The organism is Faecalimonas umbilicata, assembly GCF_042846195.1.
Taxonomy (GTDB): Bacteria; Bacillota; Clostridia; order Lachnospirales; family Lachnospiraceae; genus Faecalimonas; species Faecalimonas umbilicata.
Window position 1 is genome coordinate 2,823,312 of sequence record NZ_AP031411.1, and the last position, 16,234, is coordinate 2,839,545.

Here is a 16,234-nt window from a genome sequence, read left to right on the forward strand (position 1 = left end):
GGAGTTATATCGACCAGGAAATTCCAAGAAAGAGTTCCTCTTTTTTACCATACAACATTTTTCATTTTCTTTTTACTATGTCGCCAGACGAATATTACATTACGAAAGCGAATCTTTTATTCGGGCTGTTTGTCCAGCCAGTCATCAAAACTCTTTTTGGAAATTCTGTATTTTCCTCCATCCAGCTGGATCCAGCGGAACTCATTTCGTTTCAGAAGGTTATAGACTGGCGGACGGCTGACTCCAAGTATCTCCTGTAATTCCTGTACGATATAACATCTTTTTTCTGCCATGATAAATTCCTCTTTTCTAATCAGATTTGAAAGGAATTATTTTCCCCTTCACTTAACGTAACTAGGGGAGCATTTTTCACATGGTCTAAAAATAACTTTTCTTGATTATTTTTGACAAATAAAAATACAGCCATCAGAATACATCGTTTCCTAATGGCTGTATCAAATCATTTTAAATATTTATAATCACGCTGTTATTTCCGGTAGGATAGAACTTGTTCAGTTTTTCATACATATCAATACAGCTGTACCCGACAGCTGCCGCTTTTATCGTCTGATTCATCTTCTGTCTTCCTCCTCTCAATACATTTTTATGTCAGTATTTTCGCAAGAAATTCCTTCGTCCGTTCACTCTCCGGCCGCTCAAACAGTTCTCCCGGCGGCCGGTCCTCCAGAATCACGCCCTGGTCAATAAACAGCACCCTGTCGCTTACTTCTCTGGCAAATCCCATTTCATGTGTTACAACGATCATCGTCATTCCGCCTTCAGCCAGTTCTTTCATAACGTGAAGCACCTCCCCGACCATCTCCGGATCGAGTGCAGACGTCGGCTCGTCAAAAAGCAGGACTTTGGGATTCATTGCCAGCGCACGTGCAATGGCCACACGCTGCTTCTGTCCGCCGGACAGCTTATTCGGATAGGTGTCCGCCTTGGACTCCAGCCCGACCTGCCTCAGCAGTTTCAGTGCTTTCCCGGAGCTTTCCTCCTCGGACAGTCCCAGCACGCGCATCGGAGCCAGCATGATATTGCGTTTTACCGTCATATTCGGAAAGAGGTTAAAATGCTGGAATACCATTCCCACTTCCTTGCGGTAATCATCAATCTTCAGCCCCGGATCCAGGATATCCCTGCCGTCCACTTCTATACTTCCGCCGTCCGGCTGTTCCAGGAGATTGATGCATCTCAGGAAGGTGGATTTTCCGGATCCGGACGGTCCGATCACGCAGACGCACTCGCCTTTTCTGATTTCCGTACTGATATCTTTCAGTACCTGTACCTGCCCGAAACTTTTCTGCAGATGTCTGATCTTAATCACTGTCCCTCAGCCTCCTTTCAAACTTCCCGAGCAGGATCGTCAGAAGTTTTACAATAACATAATAAATCACTCCCGCGGCGACAAGCGGGATAAACATCTGATACGTTCTGGAGGACACATAGCTGGCCGCTTTCGTAAGATCCAGAATGCCCACATAACCAAGAATAGATGTTTCTTTGATCAGCTGGACGAACTCATTTCCGAGCGCCGGGAGGATATTTTTCACCGCCTGGGGCAGAATTACAAATGACATGGTATCCGTATATGACATTCCAAGAGATCTTCCCGCCTCCATCTGTCCTTTATCCACTGCAAGAATACCGCCCCGGATCACCTCGGAAACATAAGCTCCGCTGTTAATGCCGAAGCTGACCACGGCCGCCACATATCCCAGCCGGCTGTGAAACACTGCAAAATAAATGATCATCAGCTGCAGTACGGACGGAGTTCCGCGGATAATGTCCACATACAGTGCCGCAATGTCTGCCGCGATACTCTTCCGTTTCATCCGGTCGGCGCGGAGTCTCACGATCGCTACAAACAGACCAATCACCGTCCCGACCAAGGTGGAAAGTATTGAGATCAGGATCGTAATCTCCACACCGCTCACATAATACTGCCAGCGGTTTTCATCAAGGAAAATAAATTTGAGTTTTCCCAGGAAGCCCTGTTCTTCATCTGCGGCAGCCGTATCTTCTCCCTCTCCGGAGAAATATTTTTCATACAGTTCATCATATGTACCGTTTTCTCTTACCTTCGCCAGACCTTCATTGATCAGTTCAGTAAGTGCGGTATTGCCTTTCTGGATGCAGAATACGGTATCTTCTTCTGTTCCCGGCACCTCCGTATATGTAATGCCGGTCGTCTGGGCGCAGTAAATCTCGGCCATGATCGTATCTATCACGACGGCGTCCGCTCCCTGGTTCATCAGTTCCATAACTGCGCTGGATGCCGTCTTAAAACGGGTCACATCAGCATCTTCCACCACACCGTAATCTGTATTTTCACCAGATACGATCAGATCGCTCATAGAACCTTCCAGAACCGCCACGGTCTTTCCCGTCAGATCCGCAAATTCCGTAATGTCCCCACCTTCACTGCAGATAATGCTCTGGGAACCAGTATAATAAACATCTGAAAAATCTACACTTCTCGCACGTTCCTCCGTCGGTCCCACCGCAGCTGCGATAATCTGTATATCTCCTGCTTCCATTGATCCCATCAGCGAATCAAAGGGCAGGTCGTTCCAGACCAGTTCAATCCCCTGTACCTCAGCGATGGCCTCAAGCAGGTCGTAATCAAATCCTGTCAGTTCCCCATCACTGTCCCGGTATTCAAAAGGTGAATACTCGGCATTTGTTCCCACCACGATTTCTTCCGTCTGCTCTGCCGCATTCAAAGAAAACATCCCGTCTGCGGGTATTAAAACTGCGGAGCCGGCAATTGTCAGTGCCGTCAGAAGCAGGAACAGGATTCCTCTCTTCTTCTTTATAATCAATCTCATATTTGCTTCCTTTTCTCTTTGCCGCCCTGCCGGATCACAGGGCGGATCCTGTTTTTTCAGTTTCAGATAATATATGGTTCGTACGCTTTCATATTCCGCAGATCCGCTGCTGCCGGATCATTGAAATAATCAAACTCTGTAATCTCCTGTCCGAGATATCCCGTGTAGTTATGGCGTTTCAGCGCGCTCAGGAACTCTTTGAGATCGTGGGTCCCGTCGCCCCAGATAAGATGTCCGTACGGATTGCCGTCGATAAAATGCATATGGATGATATCTTCGCCCAGAATGTCAAACCACTGGTCGATAGTCTCTCCGGCAACGCCCATTGCCGTCGTGTCGATCATTGCTTTGAGATTCGGATGGTTTACTTCGTCCAGCATCCGTTTTACATCCTGCACGGTTGTCGCCAGATTGGATTCCTGCGGCCGCAGAGATTCCATCGCCAGACGTATACCGCGCTCTTTCGCGTATTCCGCGAGCATGGACAGCATCTCTCTTGAACGTTTCCACGCTTCCTCCCGGTCTTCATTCCAGTATCCCCATCCGGAGTTGATCGCCATGATCTCCGCGCCCAGTTCTCCGCCTGCATCCAGCGCCTTCCTGAAGTACCCGAGGCTCTTTTCAAACTGCTCTTTCTCCTGTGCGGCAAACTGATACTGATAGGTACAGTTTTCCGGTGTGATGACACGGAGTGTCAGATCCCGGTCATTCAGAAGTTTTCTCACCCTTTTACAATCCGAATATTCCAGATAACTCAGGAAAAAATGCGGTGTTCCGGGCCAGAATTCAATCGTCCGGATTCCCGCCGCTGCCTGCGCATCCAGAAAGTACTCCAGTGAATAAAACAGGTAATGGATATTCATTCCTGCAATCTGTTCTCTTTTGATCATTTTTTCCATAGTCGTTCTCCTTTGGATCCTTCCCGGATCCTCTGTTTTTATTACTCCATCTTGCTTCCCATATATTTGTGAAATTCCGGATCCTTCGGCAGGTTCAGGTCGATCCCTCTGGCTCTTGATGCGAGCACAAAAAGCATCTGCTGCGGCAGCATATACTCCAGCGCAGAAAAATCAGGATCATTGACAAAATGGCAGCGCAGAACATTCGCGCTCCGGCCCTCCGGGCAGACAGTCTCCGGAAGATTTACCGCATACTGCCGGTATCCTTTCTGCCCGTAATAGCCGTACAGTTTCTCCATTCTCTTTTTTTCATATCCGTCCGCCGGAAACATGTACAGGAAATCCGTATCCTCTGTCACAGCATTGTATATCCCATGCATAAATTCCTCTGCCTCATAACCCCTGACAGGGAATCGGCAGGTCTCGGAAAATTTCAGGCATCCCTCCAGAAGTGATGCCCGCATGCTGCTTCCGGTGATCAGCATCAGATCCCTGCTTTTCACAAGTTTATCCGCTGTTCTTTCACACCAGCCGGTGCTTTCTTCAAGAATCTCCGGCATATTGCCGGTTACCCTGCGGAGCCGGCTGAGATATTCCGCTTTCTGCATGCCGGTGATCCTGCCCGTTTTCTCAGCAGCCATAAGAAAAAGAAGGATCAGTGTCAGAACGGTAGCTGTATATCCTTTGGTCGTGGCTCCGGCATCTTCATATCCGCACTCCACATAAAGGACGGCGTCTCCGTGCTTCGTAATCTCCGTATCATACTCTCCTGTCACTGCAATGGTGCGATATCCTTTTTCTCCAGCCGCATCAAGCGCTCTGATGACTGCCGTGCTCGTGCCCTGCTGCGAGATACCGATCACCAGCGCTTTGTCCGAGACAACATCCAGCTCTTCCATAACTGTTACTGGGTATACGGGAATCACCCGTATACCCAGCAGTTTCTGTGCAAAGACAGAGGCTCCAACAGCTGCATTGTAGGACGAACCGGATCCTGTCAGAATGACCTCACTGATTCCGTTCCTGTCGAATATTTTCCCGCAGTCCTGCAGGACAGACGCCTGATCCTCAATAATTCTGCTCAGGATATCCGGTGTTTCCCCAATATATTCCATTGCGTCTCCATGATAGATCATCGGTCTTCTCCTCTTTTTCGTTTTATATTTCTCTTGTAATTGTCCTTCCGTATCCAAAAGCACCGTCCAGTGTGCATACATGAGCGGCAAATTTGGATGCTTCTGCAAGAGACGTCCGGATCGCGTCCGGTTTCTCCACGCCTTTCTTCAACTGATCGATATAGCAGTCCATGAAAGAAGTCAGGAATGAATCCCCTGCCCCCATCGTATCCACAACCTCATCGATCATTGTCGCCGGCTGTGCATAAAACTGCTCTCCGTCATACATAATGCATCCCTTTGATCCTCTTGTAAGAGATACCAGTTCCGGTCCCAGAGAATACATAAATTTCAGATGTTCTTTCGCTGCGTCTTCATCTCCGTCAAAGGAACAGAATGCGTATGTCACATAGGGCGCATATTTTTCGTAATATTCTTTTGAAGAATCGTCCGAGAAATCAAAGGAAATCTTAATCCCCGCCTCTTTCATCGGCTTTAACTGTGATTCTGTATAGCAGTAATTTCCGGTGTGGACAAAGTCAAACTGTTTCATATACTCCAGGTCGAACCGATCCAGAATATACGGTGTCTTGCCTCTGACTCCGCCCTCATTGTAATCTCCGAAAACCCGGTCTCCTTCATTCAGTGTACACTTGGACCATCCGTTCTCTCCGACCAGCTGTTTGCACTTAACGGTTTCGATCTCAAGCTCCTGAAGCACGGAAATGACAAACTCAGCAATATCGTCACTCCCGAAATACCCCATATATGCAATACGGTTTGCTCCGAACATTCTGGAATAAGCACAAAGGTTTACACAGTTCCCTCCCGGATACATCATGTGGGAATGCTCATAAATGTCTACTACGTTATCGCCAAACCCTAAAACATTTGTATTATATTTTGCCATCGCTATTCTCCTTAATACTCTACAACACCCATGTATCTTCTCATATCAAGCGGATGTCTTCTCTTGTCCTGAAGTCCAGTACGGTACGCAACAGTCATTGCATAGAATACCATCGGACAGAAATACTCGTTTACGCTTGCATCGATCGCATCAATGCCAAGTTCGACTGCGTCAATAACTTCATATTTCTTCGCATATTTTTTAAGGAATGTAAGTGCCCTTTCATCCATAACTCTTGCCTTGCCGGTTCCCATAAGCAGGATGTAGAGATGATCTTCGTCCGTACACTCGAACGGGCCGTGGAAATATTCGCCTGAGTGCAGGTAGCAGCAGTCCATCCACTGCATCTCCTGAAGAGAACAGATGGAGAAGCCATATGCCTGTGAATAGGAAGCGCCGGATCCCATGATGTAGAGGAACGGTTCATTGAAATATTTCTCTGCGAATACCCATGTACGGTTCTGAACTTTCTTCACAGCCGCGCGTACGATGCCGTCCGCTTTCTCAAGTCCGTCAAGGACAGCTTCATATTTTGTATATCCGGGCTCCTGCATCTTCATCAGTTCGTTTAATACTCTCATCACAATGCCCTGCGGTCTGTCTTTTTCGTTCGTATCCTCTTCCCAGCTGTATACAACCGGATTCATATCCTCCTGCGCGCAGATTGATTCCGGATTGTGTGTCATAGTGATGATCGCGGCGCCTCTTTCTTTTGCAAATCTGGCAGCTTCAACGGTCTCTTTTGTATTTCCTCCATGTGAACACAGGATAACAAGTGCTCCTCTTTTGATAAATTTTGACGGTGATACAGTCATCTCTCTTGCTGTCAGCCAGTGTGAATGCATGGTCTCTGACTCAGAATTGATAAAATAGTATCCCGGATACAGGTCTACCAGAGAGCCTCCGCAGGCTGTAAGAAATACATCGTTGATCTTTCCCTGTTCCTCATAGATTTTTTTGATAAGTTCTTCCGGTCTGTTGCTCATAATTCATTTCTCCTTTTCTACTTTTATAAAATATTTTTCTTAAATTACACAAGAACCGTGGACCTTCTATATCTTCTCGCACTGCTCCACGGTATATCATGATTTAAAGACCTGCTGATATTGTACAGAATGCAATTGCAAGTACTGCAAGAATAATCCATACTTTCCAGATTGTCTTCCACCACTGTGCAAAGGAAATCCGGCACACCGCAAGTCCTGCCACTGTTGTTCCCGCTACAGGGCTCAACAGATTCGTGAGTTGATTTCCGTACTGCAGTGCTGTAACTGCCGCCTCCGGATTTACGCCGTGAAGATCACAGAGCGGGGCCAGAATCGGAATCGAAAGAGCCGCCAGTCCTGAAGAGGAGGGAACAAACAGCGTCAGCAGAGACTGAACCACATATAATACAGCTGCAAATACAACGTTATTCGAATTTGCCACCAGATTACTCAGAGTATTCAGAATTGTGTCAATAATCTTTCCGTCCTGAGCCACTACCATAATACCGCTGCAAAAACCAATTACCATAGCAGCAAATGCGATATCCTTTACCCCCGTAATAAACTCTTCTGCAATCTCTGTCTCAGTAAGTCCACCAAAGATTCCCATCAGAATTCCCATTCCAAGGAAACACATGGACAGTTCATTCATATACCATCCGAAATTAACCAGTCCGAATACAACGATGACCATGCCGATCACAAATGTTGCAAGCACCAGTTTCTGGCGCAGCGTCATATTCTGGTTAAAATCAACATCTTCTCCGCCCATTTCCTTTCTTTTTTGCAGATCATCCTGAAATGTTATTGAATTTTCAGGATTTTTCTTAATCTTCATCGCACGCCATGTAACAAATGCAATGATTACCGCCATCATGATTACCCACTGGATCATACGGAATACCAGCTGCGGATTTCCCTGAATACCGGCAATTCCCTGTGCTACCAGCACGCAGAACGGATTCACAGTTGAAGCCGCATATCCGACTGTAGCCGACAGACAGACCGTCATAAATGTCGTCATGGAATCATACCCCATTGCAAACATTATCGGCATGATCAGCAGGTAGAACGGAACAAGTTCGTCCGACATACCGAATGTACTTCCGCCCAATCCGAACAGGGCCATCAGAATCGGTATGATCAGCACATCTTTGGATCCCAGTTTCCTAACGACTTTCTGGATTCCCATATTCAGAGCGTTTGTCTTTGCCATAATCTGAAACACACCGCCGATAATAAATACAAAGGCCAGTACCTCTACCATTGACTGAATGCCTTTGCCCGGAGCCATCAGTACCTCGGCAATCCCCTGTCTGAGACTCGTGCCATCTTCTGTGATTTTGGCTACTGTATGATAGGTGCCAGCAACTGCGACTTCTCTTTCGCCTGTGGAAGTCTCCATGATCGTCCTCTCAAATTCACCGCTTGGCAGGATCCAGGTGAGGATTGCCACTACAATGATCAGGAAGAAGATCAGAGTGATTACATGAGGCATATGTATCTTGAATTTTTTCTTCTCTGCCATTACTCTCTTCTCCTTTTATTTTTTATATACCGTCTTTCCGTCCATGATTGTCATAACTACGCCGGCGTTTTTTACATTTGCAGGATCTGCGTGAAGAAAATCTCTGTCAAATACTGTAATGTCTGCAAGCTTCCCTTCCTCAAGCGTTCCAAGCTTATCTTCCATAGAAAGGTTTCTGGCTCCGCCGATGGTCCATGCTTTCAGCATTTCCGATACAGTAATGGTATTTTCCGGCTGGAACGAAGTATCCCTGCCATCCAGATATCCGCCGCACGAGTAATAGACTGACTCCGGCAGACTTGTGATCAGAAGCGGTAGATCCGTAGCCCCGCTTAATATCATACCAGAATCCTGCATTTTCCTGCGGTTCCAGTAATACTTTCCCCTTTCAGACCCGATCGTCCTGCTGATATTATCAAGCAGTACCTTCGCTGGATCCAGTGACATGATCTGGAAATAGAGCTCTGCTGTCACTCCCATATTTCCAAGTTTTTCCAGATCTGCAGGGTCGGTAAATTCCATGTCCGTGACAGCATGGCGGTTCTTCAGCCGCCCGTCTTCCTTTTTACACTTTTCATAGATTTGTGTGATCTTTCCTACTGCGCCGTCTCCCTGAGCATGGAGAGACCATCTGAAATCTTCCGCATCCGCTGCAAGTACGTCCGCCTCAATCTCATCATAAGGAATATCAATCGTGCAGGTAGACGTCTGTCCTTCATATGGCGTTTTGAGATCTCCCTTATATGCTGCGATCGTCCCGTCCGTCATCCTGTTAAATCCACTGAATCTTACCTTGTCTCCTGTAAACTTTTCTCTCATCGCTCTTGCATAAGGAAGGTTCATCTTCTCTCCGACCGGCTGGGACATAAAGAAGAATCTGAGATGCATATCTTCGGAGTCTTCCATTTCCTTCAGATAATCCGTAAAGCCATAGAAATCATCGAACCCCATTTCCTTTACAGTTGTTACGCCCCGGGAATTCATCATTTTCATGTAGTCTGAAAATTCCTTTTCAATAAACTCACGGTCATTCAGATATTCCCTCATAATACGGTGATAACTTTCAGGATAACAGCTCTCCGGTGTAAACCCGTAAAGCTCTCTTGCCTTCCGGTTCATAATACAGGTTGATCTGTCAGCGGCAAACAGGATAACAGCTCTGTCCGAATACTCTGTTTCCAGCATCTTTTCCCCTTCAGCCTGACTCCATTTCTCTGGATCCCATCCGTGACCAAAAATGGCTCCCTCTGCACTTCTCCCACACTCATACTTCTGCAGTGCCTTCAGCCCCTGCTCACTGTCGGTTACATCAGACATATCTGCTCCGACATGAAATACCGCGTACCCGGTAAAAAATGTGTGCGTGTCTGTAATACCCGGCATCACAAGTTCCTCATCAAACTGCAGGAATTCCTCTGCCTGATCTGTGATCTCCTGCGGCGGAGCCCCAGTTCCGGCTTTGACGATCACATTGTCTTTCAGGCAGATATAACCTTCGTATGAATCGTCACGAACGCCGTCAAACAAGTGCTTTGCAGCTATCACTTTTGAGAAATTTTTCCCCATTTCTCGTTCCCTCCTTTCTTAAATATATTATATCATCTTATAACGTTATATTACAATATAACCTTTTCTGTGCTTAGGAACTTTGTTACTAATAAATATTTTTCAAGTCCTTTTTTTGTTGTAAATTTACAAAAAAAGGACTTGAAAACAGCATTTCTCATTTTGAAATGTCTAGCTTTTAAGCCCTCTTCTTTTTCAGATATAACCTTTTATAAATTACCGTTTCAGATTGAAATCCGGTATCGTCCGCCCGCTATAATCTCATAGCTGATATAAAGCGGATTCTCCTCTTTATCATTGATATAACTGGTCAGAATCATAACCGGTTCACCAGTGTTCATCTTCAGATGTTCCGTGATCGACTGCGGGATCATACGCACCTCCACCGTACTGTGTCCTTTCTCGGATTCCTGTACATTATATTCCTCGCTGAGCATGCGGGTGAACGATCGGCCTTCCAGGCGTTCCACCTGCAGATCCGGTACCCGGCTTACCGGTATGTAAATATGTTCATAGATGATCGGCAGATCATCTGCCGACAGGATACGTTCGATATGATACAGACGCCTGTCAGCATGAAGCTTCAGAAATTCCATCTGCCAGTTTTCCGCATCCATGACAGTGCAGGAAATAATGTGCGAAGACGGCCGTCTTCCATTTGCTCTGCATGCAGCAGAAAAACTCATATTATTATCATTTTCAATCTTGCGGTAGATCTTCGGAGCTTCTACAAACGTGCCCTTACCCTGACGTTTCACCAGGACTCCCTGGGCACACAGTTCTTCGATCGTCCGGCGCACAGTGATCCGGCTCACCTGATAAAGCTCCGACAGCTGGTTCTCTGTAGGGATCTGATCGCCCGGTTTATAATACCCATTCTGTATCTGCTCCTTAATCTCTTTCATCAACTGCATATACAGAGGCTGCTGTGAATTTTTGTCCAGTTCCATATCCGATATTCTCCTTTTCCCAAATAATAAAATTATCTCTCTGACAGTATGTTATGAAAATATAAGAATACACAGTTTCAGATTTTTCTTATTATTGTTCTTTTACAGATTATTTTACCATATTGGGGAAACGAAGCTCAAGACATGATTTCGGGCGGATCATATGATAAAAAGCCCCGCTTTACTTCAAAATTTTTTCTGTATGAATCTACAGCTTCATGGCAATTTCATATGCGCTCCAGATTGCGTCCATAATATTCGTTGGCTTTTCTGCATCCCCGATGAGATATGTATGATCTCCTTTTATTTCTTTATATAATTTCTGATTTGCATTGTATCCGATGGACACGACAATATGGTCTGCCGGAATTTCATGTTTTGCATTTCCTAAACCACCAGTCAGAATATTCTTTTTGCTCTGTCGGCATCATTGGGTTCATTTTTTGCGATCTCAACTATAGTTGCAATCCCATTTTCATACTTCTCAACAACTACGTTTTTGATTACTTTTACTTTGTAATAGTCCAGTGACTCCATCAGCATATTATAGTATGCTGCCGACAATAGAACATTATCTCCTTTAACCTGCGAATGCAGAAGTGCGTCTACCGCGTAAGTTGCATTTGGCACATCAAATCCCTGGATATTTACTTTTTTTCTGTCGCGCCGGTTACGACAAAAATTTCATCATAACCTTCTGTCATTACTTTTGTAACTTCTATATTTAAATGGAAATGAATATCCAGTTTTTTAATCTGACATTTATACCATTCTATCAGTCTTTTATCATCTTCGTTGAATTCCAGAGCTGCTGCCGCAATAAATACGCCGCCAAGTTTATCTTTTTTTCAAACAGGTCTACCACATGTCCCCGAATTGCGCAGACCGTGGCTGCTTCCATACCGTCAAGACCTCCGTCGACTACCATAATCTTTTTCGTTGTTTCAGTCGACATCAGTGCATAGCTTCTCTCACTGCCGCAGGCAAGACTCACCGTGTAGCTGATATCTTTATTCTGGAAAAATCTTCCGAAGCATCCCTGATGGCATGCAATACATAATTTAATTTTTTCTAGTTTCCCTTCGAAATATTTATTTCCAAGTTCAGGATCTATACCGTCGGATGCGGCGCGAACTAGGAGTCGTAAGTTCCATTGTCACAATTCAGTATATCATACCCATATGATTCCTGTAATCCAGCAGCTTTCTTATTCAGATTTTCCCAAAGATAGGATAAGAAAATGCAACAGTCACCAGATTACTCAGCTTACCATGAGCACTATGGCACTGGCGGGCCTTCCTGCAGGGCACGATAATAACACAGCTAGGATGCTCTCGTGGCAGTTCATGAAAGTATCAGAAATAAAAGTGCTTTACCACTGATGGAAGCAATCTGATTTCCAGAACCTCCGATCAATACAATCACCTACGAAAAATCAGATCACTATCATCCTCACAGCTGTCACCACTGTAGAAGCTGTCCTTGGCTGACTTGAAAAAGCGGACCGCATCGTACGCGCGGCTGTGAAGAAAGTTCAGAATCGTGCATGGATATTCACAGAGAAAGATTTCAATAAATCATTCCAAGTTAAATAGACTTCGGCATAATCAGAATGTAGAAGTAAATACGTTAGATAAGCTTTGCAATATTCTTGAATGCAAAGTAGAAGATATTATGACACATTATCCAGATGATAACGTGTTTTAACCGAAAAAGAGGGGGCTGTCGGGAAATAGATAGTTCCAAACAGGGGCAGATTTGACTCGTATAAGTCAAATCTGCCCCTGAAACTTTTCCGTAAAAAGAGAAAAAGATGGCTAACGAAAACCATCTCCTCTCCGTTCCATGTTATAATGGAACTATGCTAAAACAAGATTATTATAACGAATTTTTTGAATTAGGGCAACAGAAAATTAACTTCAGTTTCTTCGAATTGTGTTTACCTGACGACGATCCAGTCTATACCCTGAAAAAAGTGATGGAGGATTTAGATTTTTCTGGCTTGTTAGCCAATTGTTCAGATAAGGGAAGAACCGGGTTCAACCCAATTATGATGTATGCTGTCGTTACTTACGCAAACATGCGAGGAGTTAGAGCTGTTGACCGTATTGTGGAGTTATGTGAAAGAGACCTTGCGTTTATCTGGCTTACCAAAGGACAGAAATCAAAAAGAGATGCATTCTATGAATTTAAGAATAAAAAACTAACGGCTGATGTATTAGATGAATTAAACTATCAGTTTCTCCGCCATCTGCAAAAAGAAGGACTGATTACCCTAAAGTCGCTTTTTATTGATGGGACTAAAATAGAAGCAAATGCAAACCGCTATACGTTTGTCTGGAGAGGAACGCTCAATTATCATCTTGCAGGATTGCTGGATACCATTGATTCGTTGTATCAGAAATATAACATTCTGATCGACGAAAATGAGTATAGTATCAAATATGACATTCCTCATGCTCATGCCTCATTTTTCATCATGTAAGCATACGCTTTTTCACTGTGGCTTATTTTTTCTCGTTGCAGGTTGGAATCTACCATCGCGATAATAGCTTCTTCATCTGTCATGACTCGAATGATCACAGGAAGTTTGGTGTATCCAAGTTTTTGTGAGGCATATTTTCTCCGATGACCGGAAATGATTTCATAGACACCTTCCGGTCTTGGTCTTACGATCAATGGATTTAATACGCCATACTCACTGATGCTGTCTTTGAGCTGTCTCATTTCTTCATCATCTTTCACCTGAAATGGATGTTCCTTAAAGTCTCTAAGCCTTTCAATCTCAATTTCAATAATCTTTTCTTTTTCTTCCATCACTGCCTCCTTTCTGCGAAATAGAAAAAGCCCGTTCAGACCAGATCTTAGTAAATCTGATCCAAACGAGCTTCTCGTTTGACAAAAATATGTAATCTCTATTGTTCTGCTAATAGCTGTTCTCCGGAAAAATATCCCGCCAGATGGTTTTATACTTTTACCTGCTTTTACTATGTTGTTCCAGAACTATCAGTAATCACTGCCCGGATGTTAGCAGATTGTCCCGATCCGTCTGTTAGCAATAGGGGTAAATCTGTTAGCAGTCTGCTAACAAAAACTATGATGTGTTAGCAGAAATATCATTCATTTGTATGCTGTAATTCGTTCAGAAAATGAAAAGAGCGGGAACTGTTTTAGCAATTTTGCTAACAATTCCCGCTCTTAGAAACCCGTCCCTGAGAGGAGTCGAACCTCCGCTGACGTGCCTTAGGAGAGCGAATAGGTAGTGTCAATTCCTATACCCCACATATATGCCTTAGATAAGACCTGTTTATTAGCAGAATATTTGCATCAGCTAATACTTGGGGAATACCTTCGTGTCACCACCATTATGAAAAATATGGCTACCATCGTTCAAGCATTCGAGAATGATAAACAATATGAAATTGAATTGATTTCTACATATATAATACCGTACTTTAGACTGGTTGTCTACGGTGTTTTGACTACTAAATTATAACTATAGTCTTTTTTATTTTTTCCATGTCAGACTAATTTTTTCTATTTTCTCAAGGATCGTCTCCTTAATCACATCCTGTAGATATGCCGGATTTAATCTCTTTTTCATATATGCAAGATATGTATCTTTCGTTTCATCAATTAAAACTGAGGTAAAAAATCTTTCCCAACTGAAAAACTCTTCACTATCCACATAATCATATGGAGCATCCAATATTTCCGACACATGATTGTTTTTCAGAACTCCGGCAGATAAAATCAGCCACTCAAAAGACTCTGGTAAATACAATGCCACATTTTCGTATCCTTCTATTAACCTCAATACCCGGTCAATTTCTGATCCAAAAGCAGCACCATCCGCAATGACAAGTATTTTTTCATTCTTATGGTCTCTCAAATAATGGAATACATTGGATTTCCCATTCATAGTTTCACATCGTAAATGATTTTCCCGACACACACAATCAAAAAACTGGTATCCCGAATTACTATCTTCAGTAATTACCAATTCCGGCTTTATGTCTTTCTCACGGGTAAGAGTACCATATATCCGATAAAATTCATGGTAACTCTGCTTCAATGTTCCATACTTTCCAGATGTCCGGATTCCATAAATCTCTTCCACACTGTATGGTAAAGTCGGCAATGATTCTCTCGTAACAATCACATAATAATTGTCTGTTTTCTGAATTTCTCTGGCAAACTCCTCAGTCTTGATAAAATCATTTCCCTCATCAATAAATACGATACTGTCCGTAATCTCCGCCAGTTGTCCTTTCCACAAAGCACCTTCCAGCACATAACATTTCTTATCGCATGTCAAATCTACCGGACTTCCTGTTGGATTGTTCACATACTCCTGAATCATATCTACAAGAGTAGTTTTTCCCGTAGCGCTGTCCCCGCGAATGATCGTCAAATTTCTCCGAATTTCAAAATCATATTTTAAACGTTTTGTTGATACAATAACTCTATGTTTCCCTCTCATCGTACCACTCCTCCATTAGACAAATTCTCCCGCAATCGGTACCAGTTCTTTCATAGAGTGAACAATTTCGTTGGTATTCAAAATACGGATCGTAAAAGGTTCCTTACCAAAATCCATCAAATGCCGCAGATTTACCGTCCTGTCTTCCGATTCTGCAATTTTAAGCAGCCATTTCGCACAGTTATCTCCACAAGTTGATGCATTGAAAATTTTATCTTTATTAAATTTAAAAAGGATTAAAGTTTTTACTCCGCCAGATAACCCAGTTGGCGGAATCTTTCCCAAAACCGGACTGTCTATCACTCCACTATCCAAAACTGTTGACTTATCTACATCCTGAATCATTTCTTTCACAAAAGGATCTACAATCCAACTGTCTTCATAATCATATTTAAAATAAGCCGATGTATTATATACAGCTTCCTTCATATCACCATAATAAATATTCAGCATAAAAATCCCTTCCTTTTTACGTATATTGTAATTTTCATTAAGACTTTTCGGACATTTCCCTTATCTAAACATACTCTCCTGCAATATCAACATATTCTAGCATATTATGGACAATATCACCTGTATTGAGAATTTCTATTTCAAAATCCTCATTTCCAAAATCCATAATATGTCTCAAATTTATTGTTAAATCTTTTGTCTTTGCTATAGACAAAATCCATTTTGCACAATCATCTCCACATACAGACGCATTAAACACGTTTCCAGATTGGTCAAATGCCATCAGCATCAATGTCTTTACAGAACCTGACAGTTCTTTTATGGAAATCGGTCCTAATACCGGACTTTGTATCAGATGAGAACTTATCACATCTGACTTATCTACAGCTTTAATCATTCTGATTGATAATTCGTTTGTAATCCATTCATCCTGATATCGATTATCGAAATAAGTCGGAGGATGATAAATCGCATTCTCCATATTCCCTAAATATATTTTTAACATAATAA

Annotated in this window: 16 protein-coding genes and 2 pseudogenes; 2 read left to right on the forward strand and 16 right to left on the reverse strand. The window is 43.4% G+C overall.

All coding sequences use genetic code 11. From position 1 onward, the window contains the following. Positions 1 to 116 precede the first annotated feature (116 nt). The 12 genes from ACGG81_RS13550 to ACGG81_RS13605 form a co-directional block, all read right to left on the reverse strand. Complete coding sequence (locus tag ACGG81_RS13550; RefSeq protein ID WP_270602109.1) at positions 117 to 293, reverse strand: helix-turn-helix domain-containing protein; 177 nt, start codon at positions 291 to 293, stop codon at positions 117 to 119. A 311-nt stretch (positions 294 to 604) separates the two neighbouring features. Then, positions 605 to 1,330: an amino acid ABC transporter ATP-binding protein gene (locus ACGG81_RS13555; RefSeq protein WP_270602108.1), complete on the reverse strand. Its 726-nt coding sequence runs from the start codon at positions 1,328 to 1,330 to the stop codon at positions 605 to 607. Next, positions 1,323 to 2,834, reverse strand: a complete 1,512-nt coding sequence (locus tag ACGG81_RS13560) for an ABC transporter substrate-binding protein/permease (protein WP_330678887.1) — start codon at positions 2,832 to 2,834, stop codon at positions 1,323 to 1,325. Before ACGG81_RS13560 ends, ACGG81_RS13555 begins: the two co-directional genes overlap by 8 nt. 62 nt (positions 2,835 to 2,896) lie before the next feature. Further along, positions 2,897 to 3,733, reverse strand: coding sequence for a sugar phosphate isomerase/epimerase (locus ACGG81_RS13565; protein ID WP_270602106.1), 837 nt, complete (start codon positions 3,731 to 3,733; stop codon positions 2,897 to 2,899). Between the two features lie 41 nt (positions 3,734 to 3,774). After that, positions 3,775 to 4,869: an SIS domain-containing protein gene (locus ACGG81_RS13570; RefSeq protein WP_270602105.1), complete on the reverse strand. Its 1,095-nt coding sequence runs from the start codon at positions 4,867 to 4,869 to the stop codon at positions 3,775 to 3,777. A gap of 22 nt (positions 4,870 to 4,891) precedes the next feature. Next, the gene (locus ACGG81_RS13575; RefSeq protein WP_270602104.1) at positions 4,892 to 5,758 is read right to left on the reverse strand and encodes a PfkB family carbohydrate kinase; all 867 of its coding nucleotides are present in this window, start codon (positions 5,756 to 5,758) and stop codon (positions 4,892 to 4,894) included. Positions 5,759 to 5,769: 11 nt separating this feature from the next. After that, complete coding sequence (locus tag ACGG81_RS13580) at positions 5,770 to 6,744, reverse strand: SIS domain-containing protein (RefSeq protein WP_270602103.1); 975 nt, start codon at positions 6,742 to 6,744, stop codon at positions 5,770 to 5,772. Positions 6,745 to 6,847: 103 nt separating this feature from the next. After that, positions 6,848 to 8,272 carry a YfcC family protein gene (locus ACGG81_RS13585; RefSeq protein ID WP_270602102.1) on the reverse strand — a complete coding sequence of 475 codons (1,425 nt, stop codon included), beginning with the start codon at positions 8,270 to 8,272 and terminating at the stop codon, positions 6,848 to 6,850. Positions 8,273 to 8,287: 15 nt separating this feature from the next. Further along, positions 8,288 to 9,838 carry an amidohydrolase gene (locus ACGG81_RS13590; protein WP_270602101.1) on the reverse strand — a complete coding sequence of 517 codons (1,551 nt, stop codon included), beginning with the start codon at positions 9,836 to 9,838 and terminating at the stop codon, positions 8,288 to 8,290. A 224-nt stretch (positions 9,839 to 10,062) separates the two neighbouring features. Further along, positions 10,063 to 10,788 (reverse strand): GntR family transcriptional regulator, encoded by a 726-nt coding sequence (locus ACGG81_RS13595; protein ID WP_270602100.1) that lies wholly within the window; start codon positions 10,786 to 10,788, stop codon positions 10,063 to 10,065. A 399-nt stretch (positions 10,789 to 11,187) separates the two neighbouring features. Next, positions 11,188 to 11,418, reverse strand: coding sequence for a hypothetical protein (locus tag ACGG81_RS13600; RefSeq protein ID WP_270602099.1), 231 nt, complete (start codon positions 11,416 to 11,418; stop codon positions 11,188 to 11,190). Between the two features lie 145 nt (positions 11,419 to 11,563). Further along, positions 11,564 to 11,743 (reverse strand): hypothetical protein, encoded by a 180-nt coding sequence (locus ACGG81_RS13605; RefSeq protein WP_270602098.1) that lies wholly within the window; start codon positions 11,741 to 11,743, stop codon positions 11,564 to 11,566. A gap of 587 nt (positions 11,744 to 12,330) precedes the next feature. Between ACGG81_RS13605 and ACGG81_RS13610 the strand changes: the two genes are divergently transcribed. Next, on the forward strand, positions 12,331 to 12,495 hold the full coding sequence (locus ACGG81_RS13610) for a helix-turn-helix transcriptional regulator (protein ID WP_330678886.1): 165 nt from the start codon (positions 12,331 to 12,333) through the stop codon (positions 12,493 to 12,495). Between the two features lie 106 nt (positions 12,496 to 12,601). Further along, positions 12,602 to 13,252 (forward strand): annotated as a pseudogene (locus ACGG81_RS13615) (transposase); the annotation flags it as partial. A 2-nt stretch (positions 13,253 to 13,254) separates the two neighbouring features. On the opposite strand, the pseudogene ACGG81_RS13620 reads toward ACGG81_RS13615, so the two are convergent. The 4 genes and pseudogenes from ACGG81_RS13620 to ACGG81_RS13635 all read right to left on the reverse strand — a co-directional run. Beyond that, a pseudogene (locus ACGG81_RS13620) lies at positions 13,255 to 13,605 on the reverse strand (ParB/RepB/Spo0J family partition protein); the annotation flags it as partial. A 691-nt stretch (positions 13,606 to 14,296) separates the two neighbouring features. Next, a complete protein-coding gene (locus ACGG81_RS13625) occupies positions 14,297 to 15,271 on the reverse strand; it encodes a translation initiation factor 2 (RefSeq protein ID WP_270602096.1) in 975 nt (324 codons plus the stop codon). A 15-nt stretch (positions 15,272 to 15,286) separates the two neighbouring features. Beyond that, positions 15,287 to 15,724, reverse strand: a complete 438-nt coding sequence (locus tag ACGG81_RS13630) for a DUF4869 domain-containing protein (protein ID WP_022238954.1) — start codon at positions 15,722 to 15,724, stop codon at positions 15,287 to 15,289. Between the two features lie 64 nt (positions 15,725 to 15,788). After that, entirely contained in the window at positions 15,789 to 16,229 is a 441-nt protein-coding gene (locus ACGG81_RS13635) for a DUF4869 domain-containing protein (RefSeq protein ID WP_270602095.1), read from the reverse strand. Between the last annotated feature and the right edge of the window lie 5 nt (positions 16,230 to 16,234).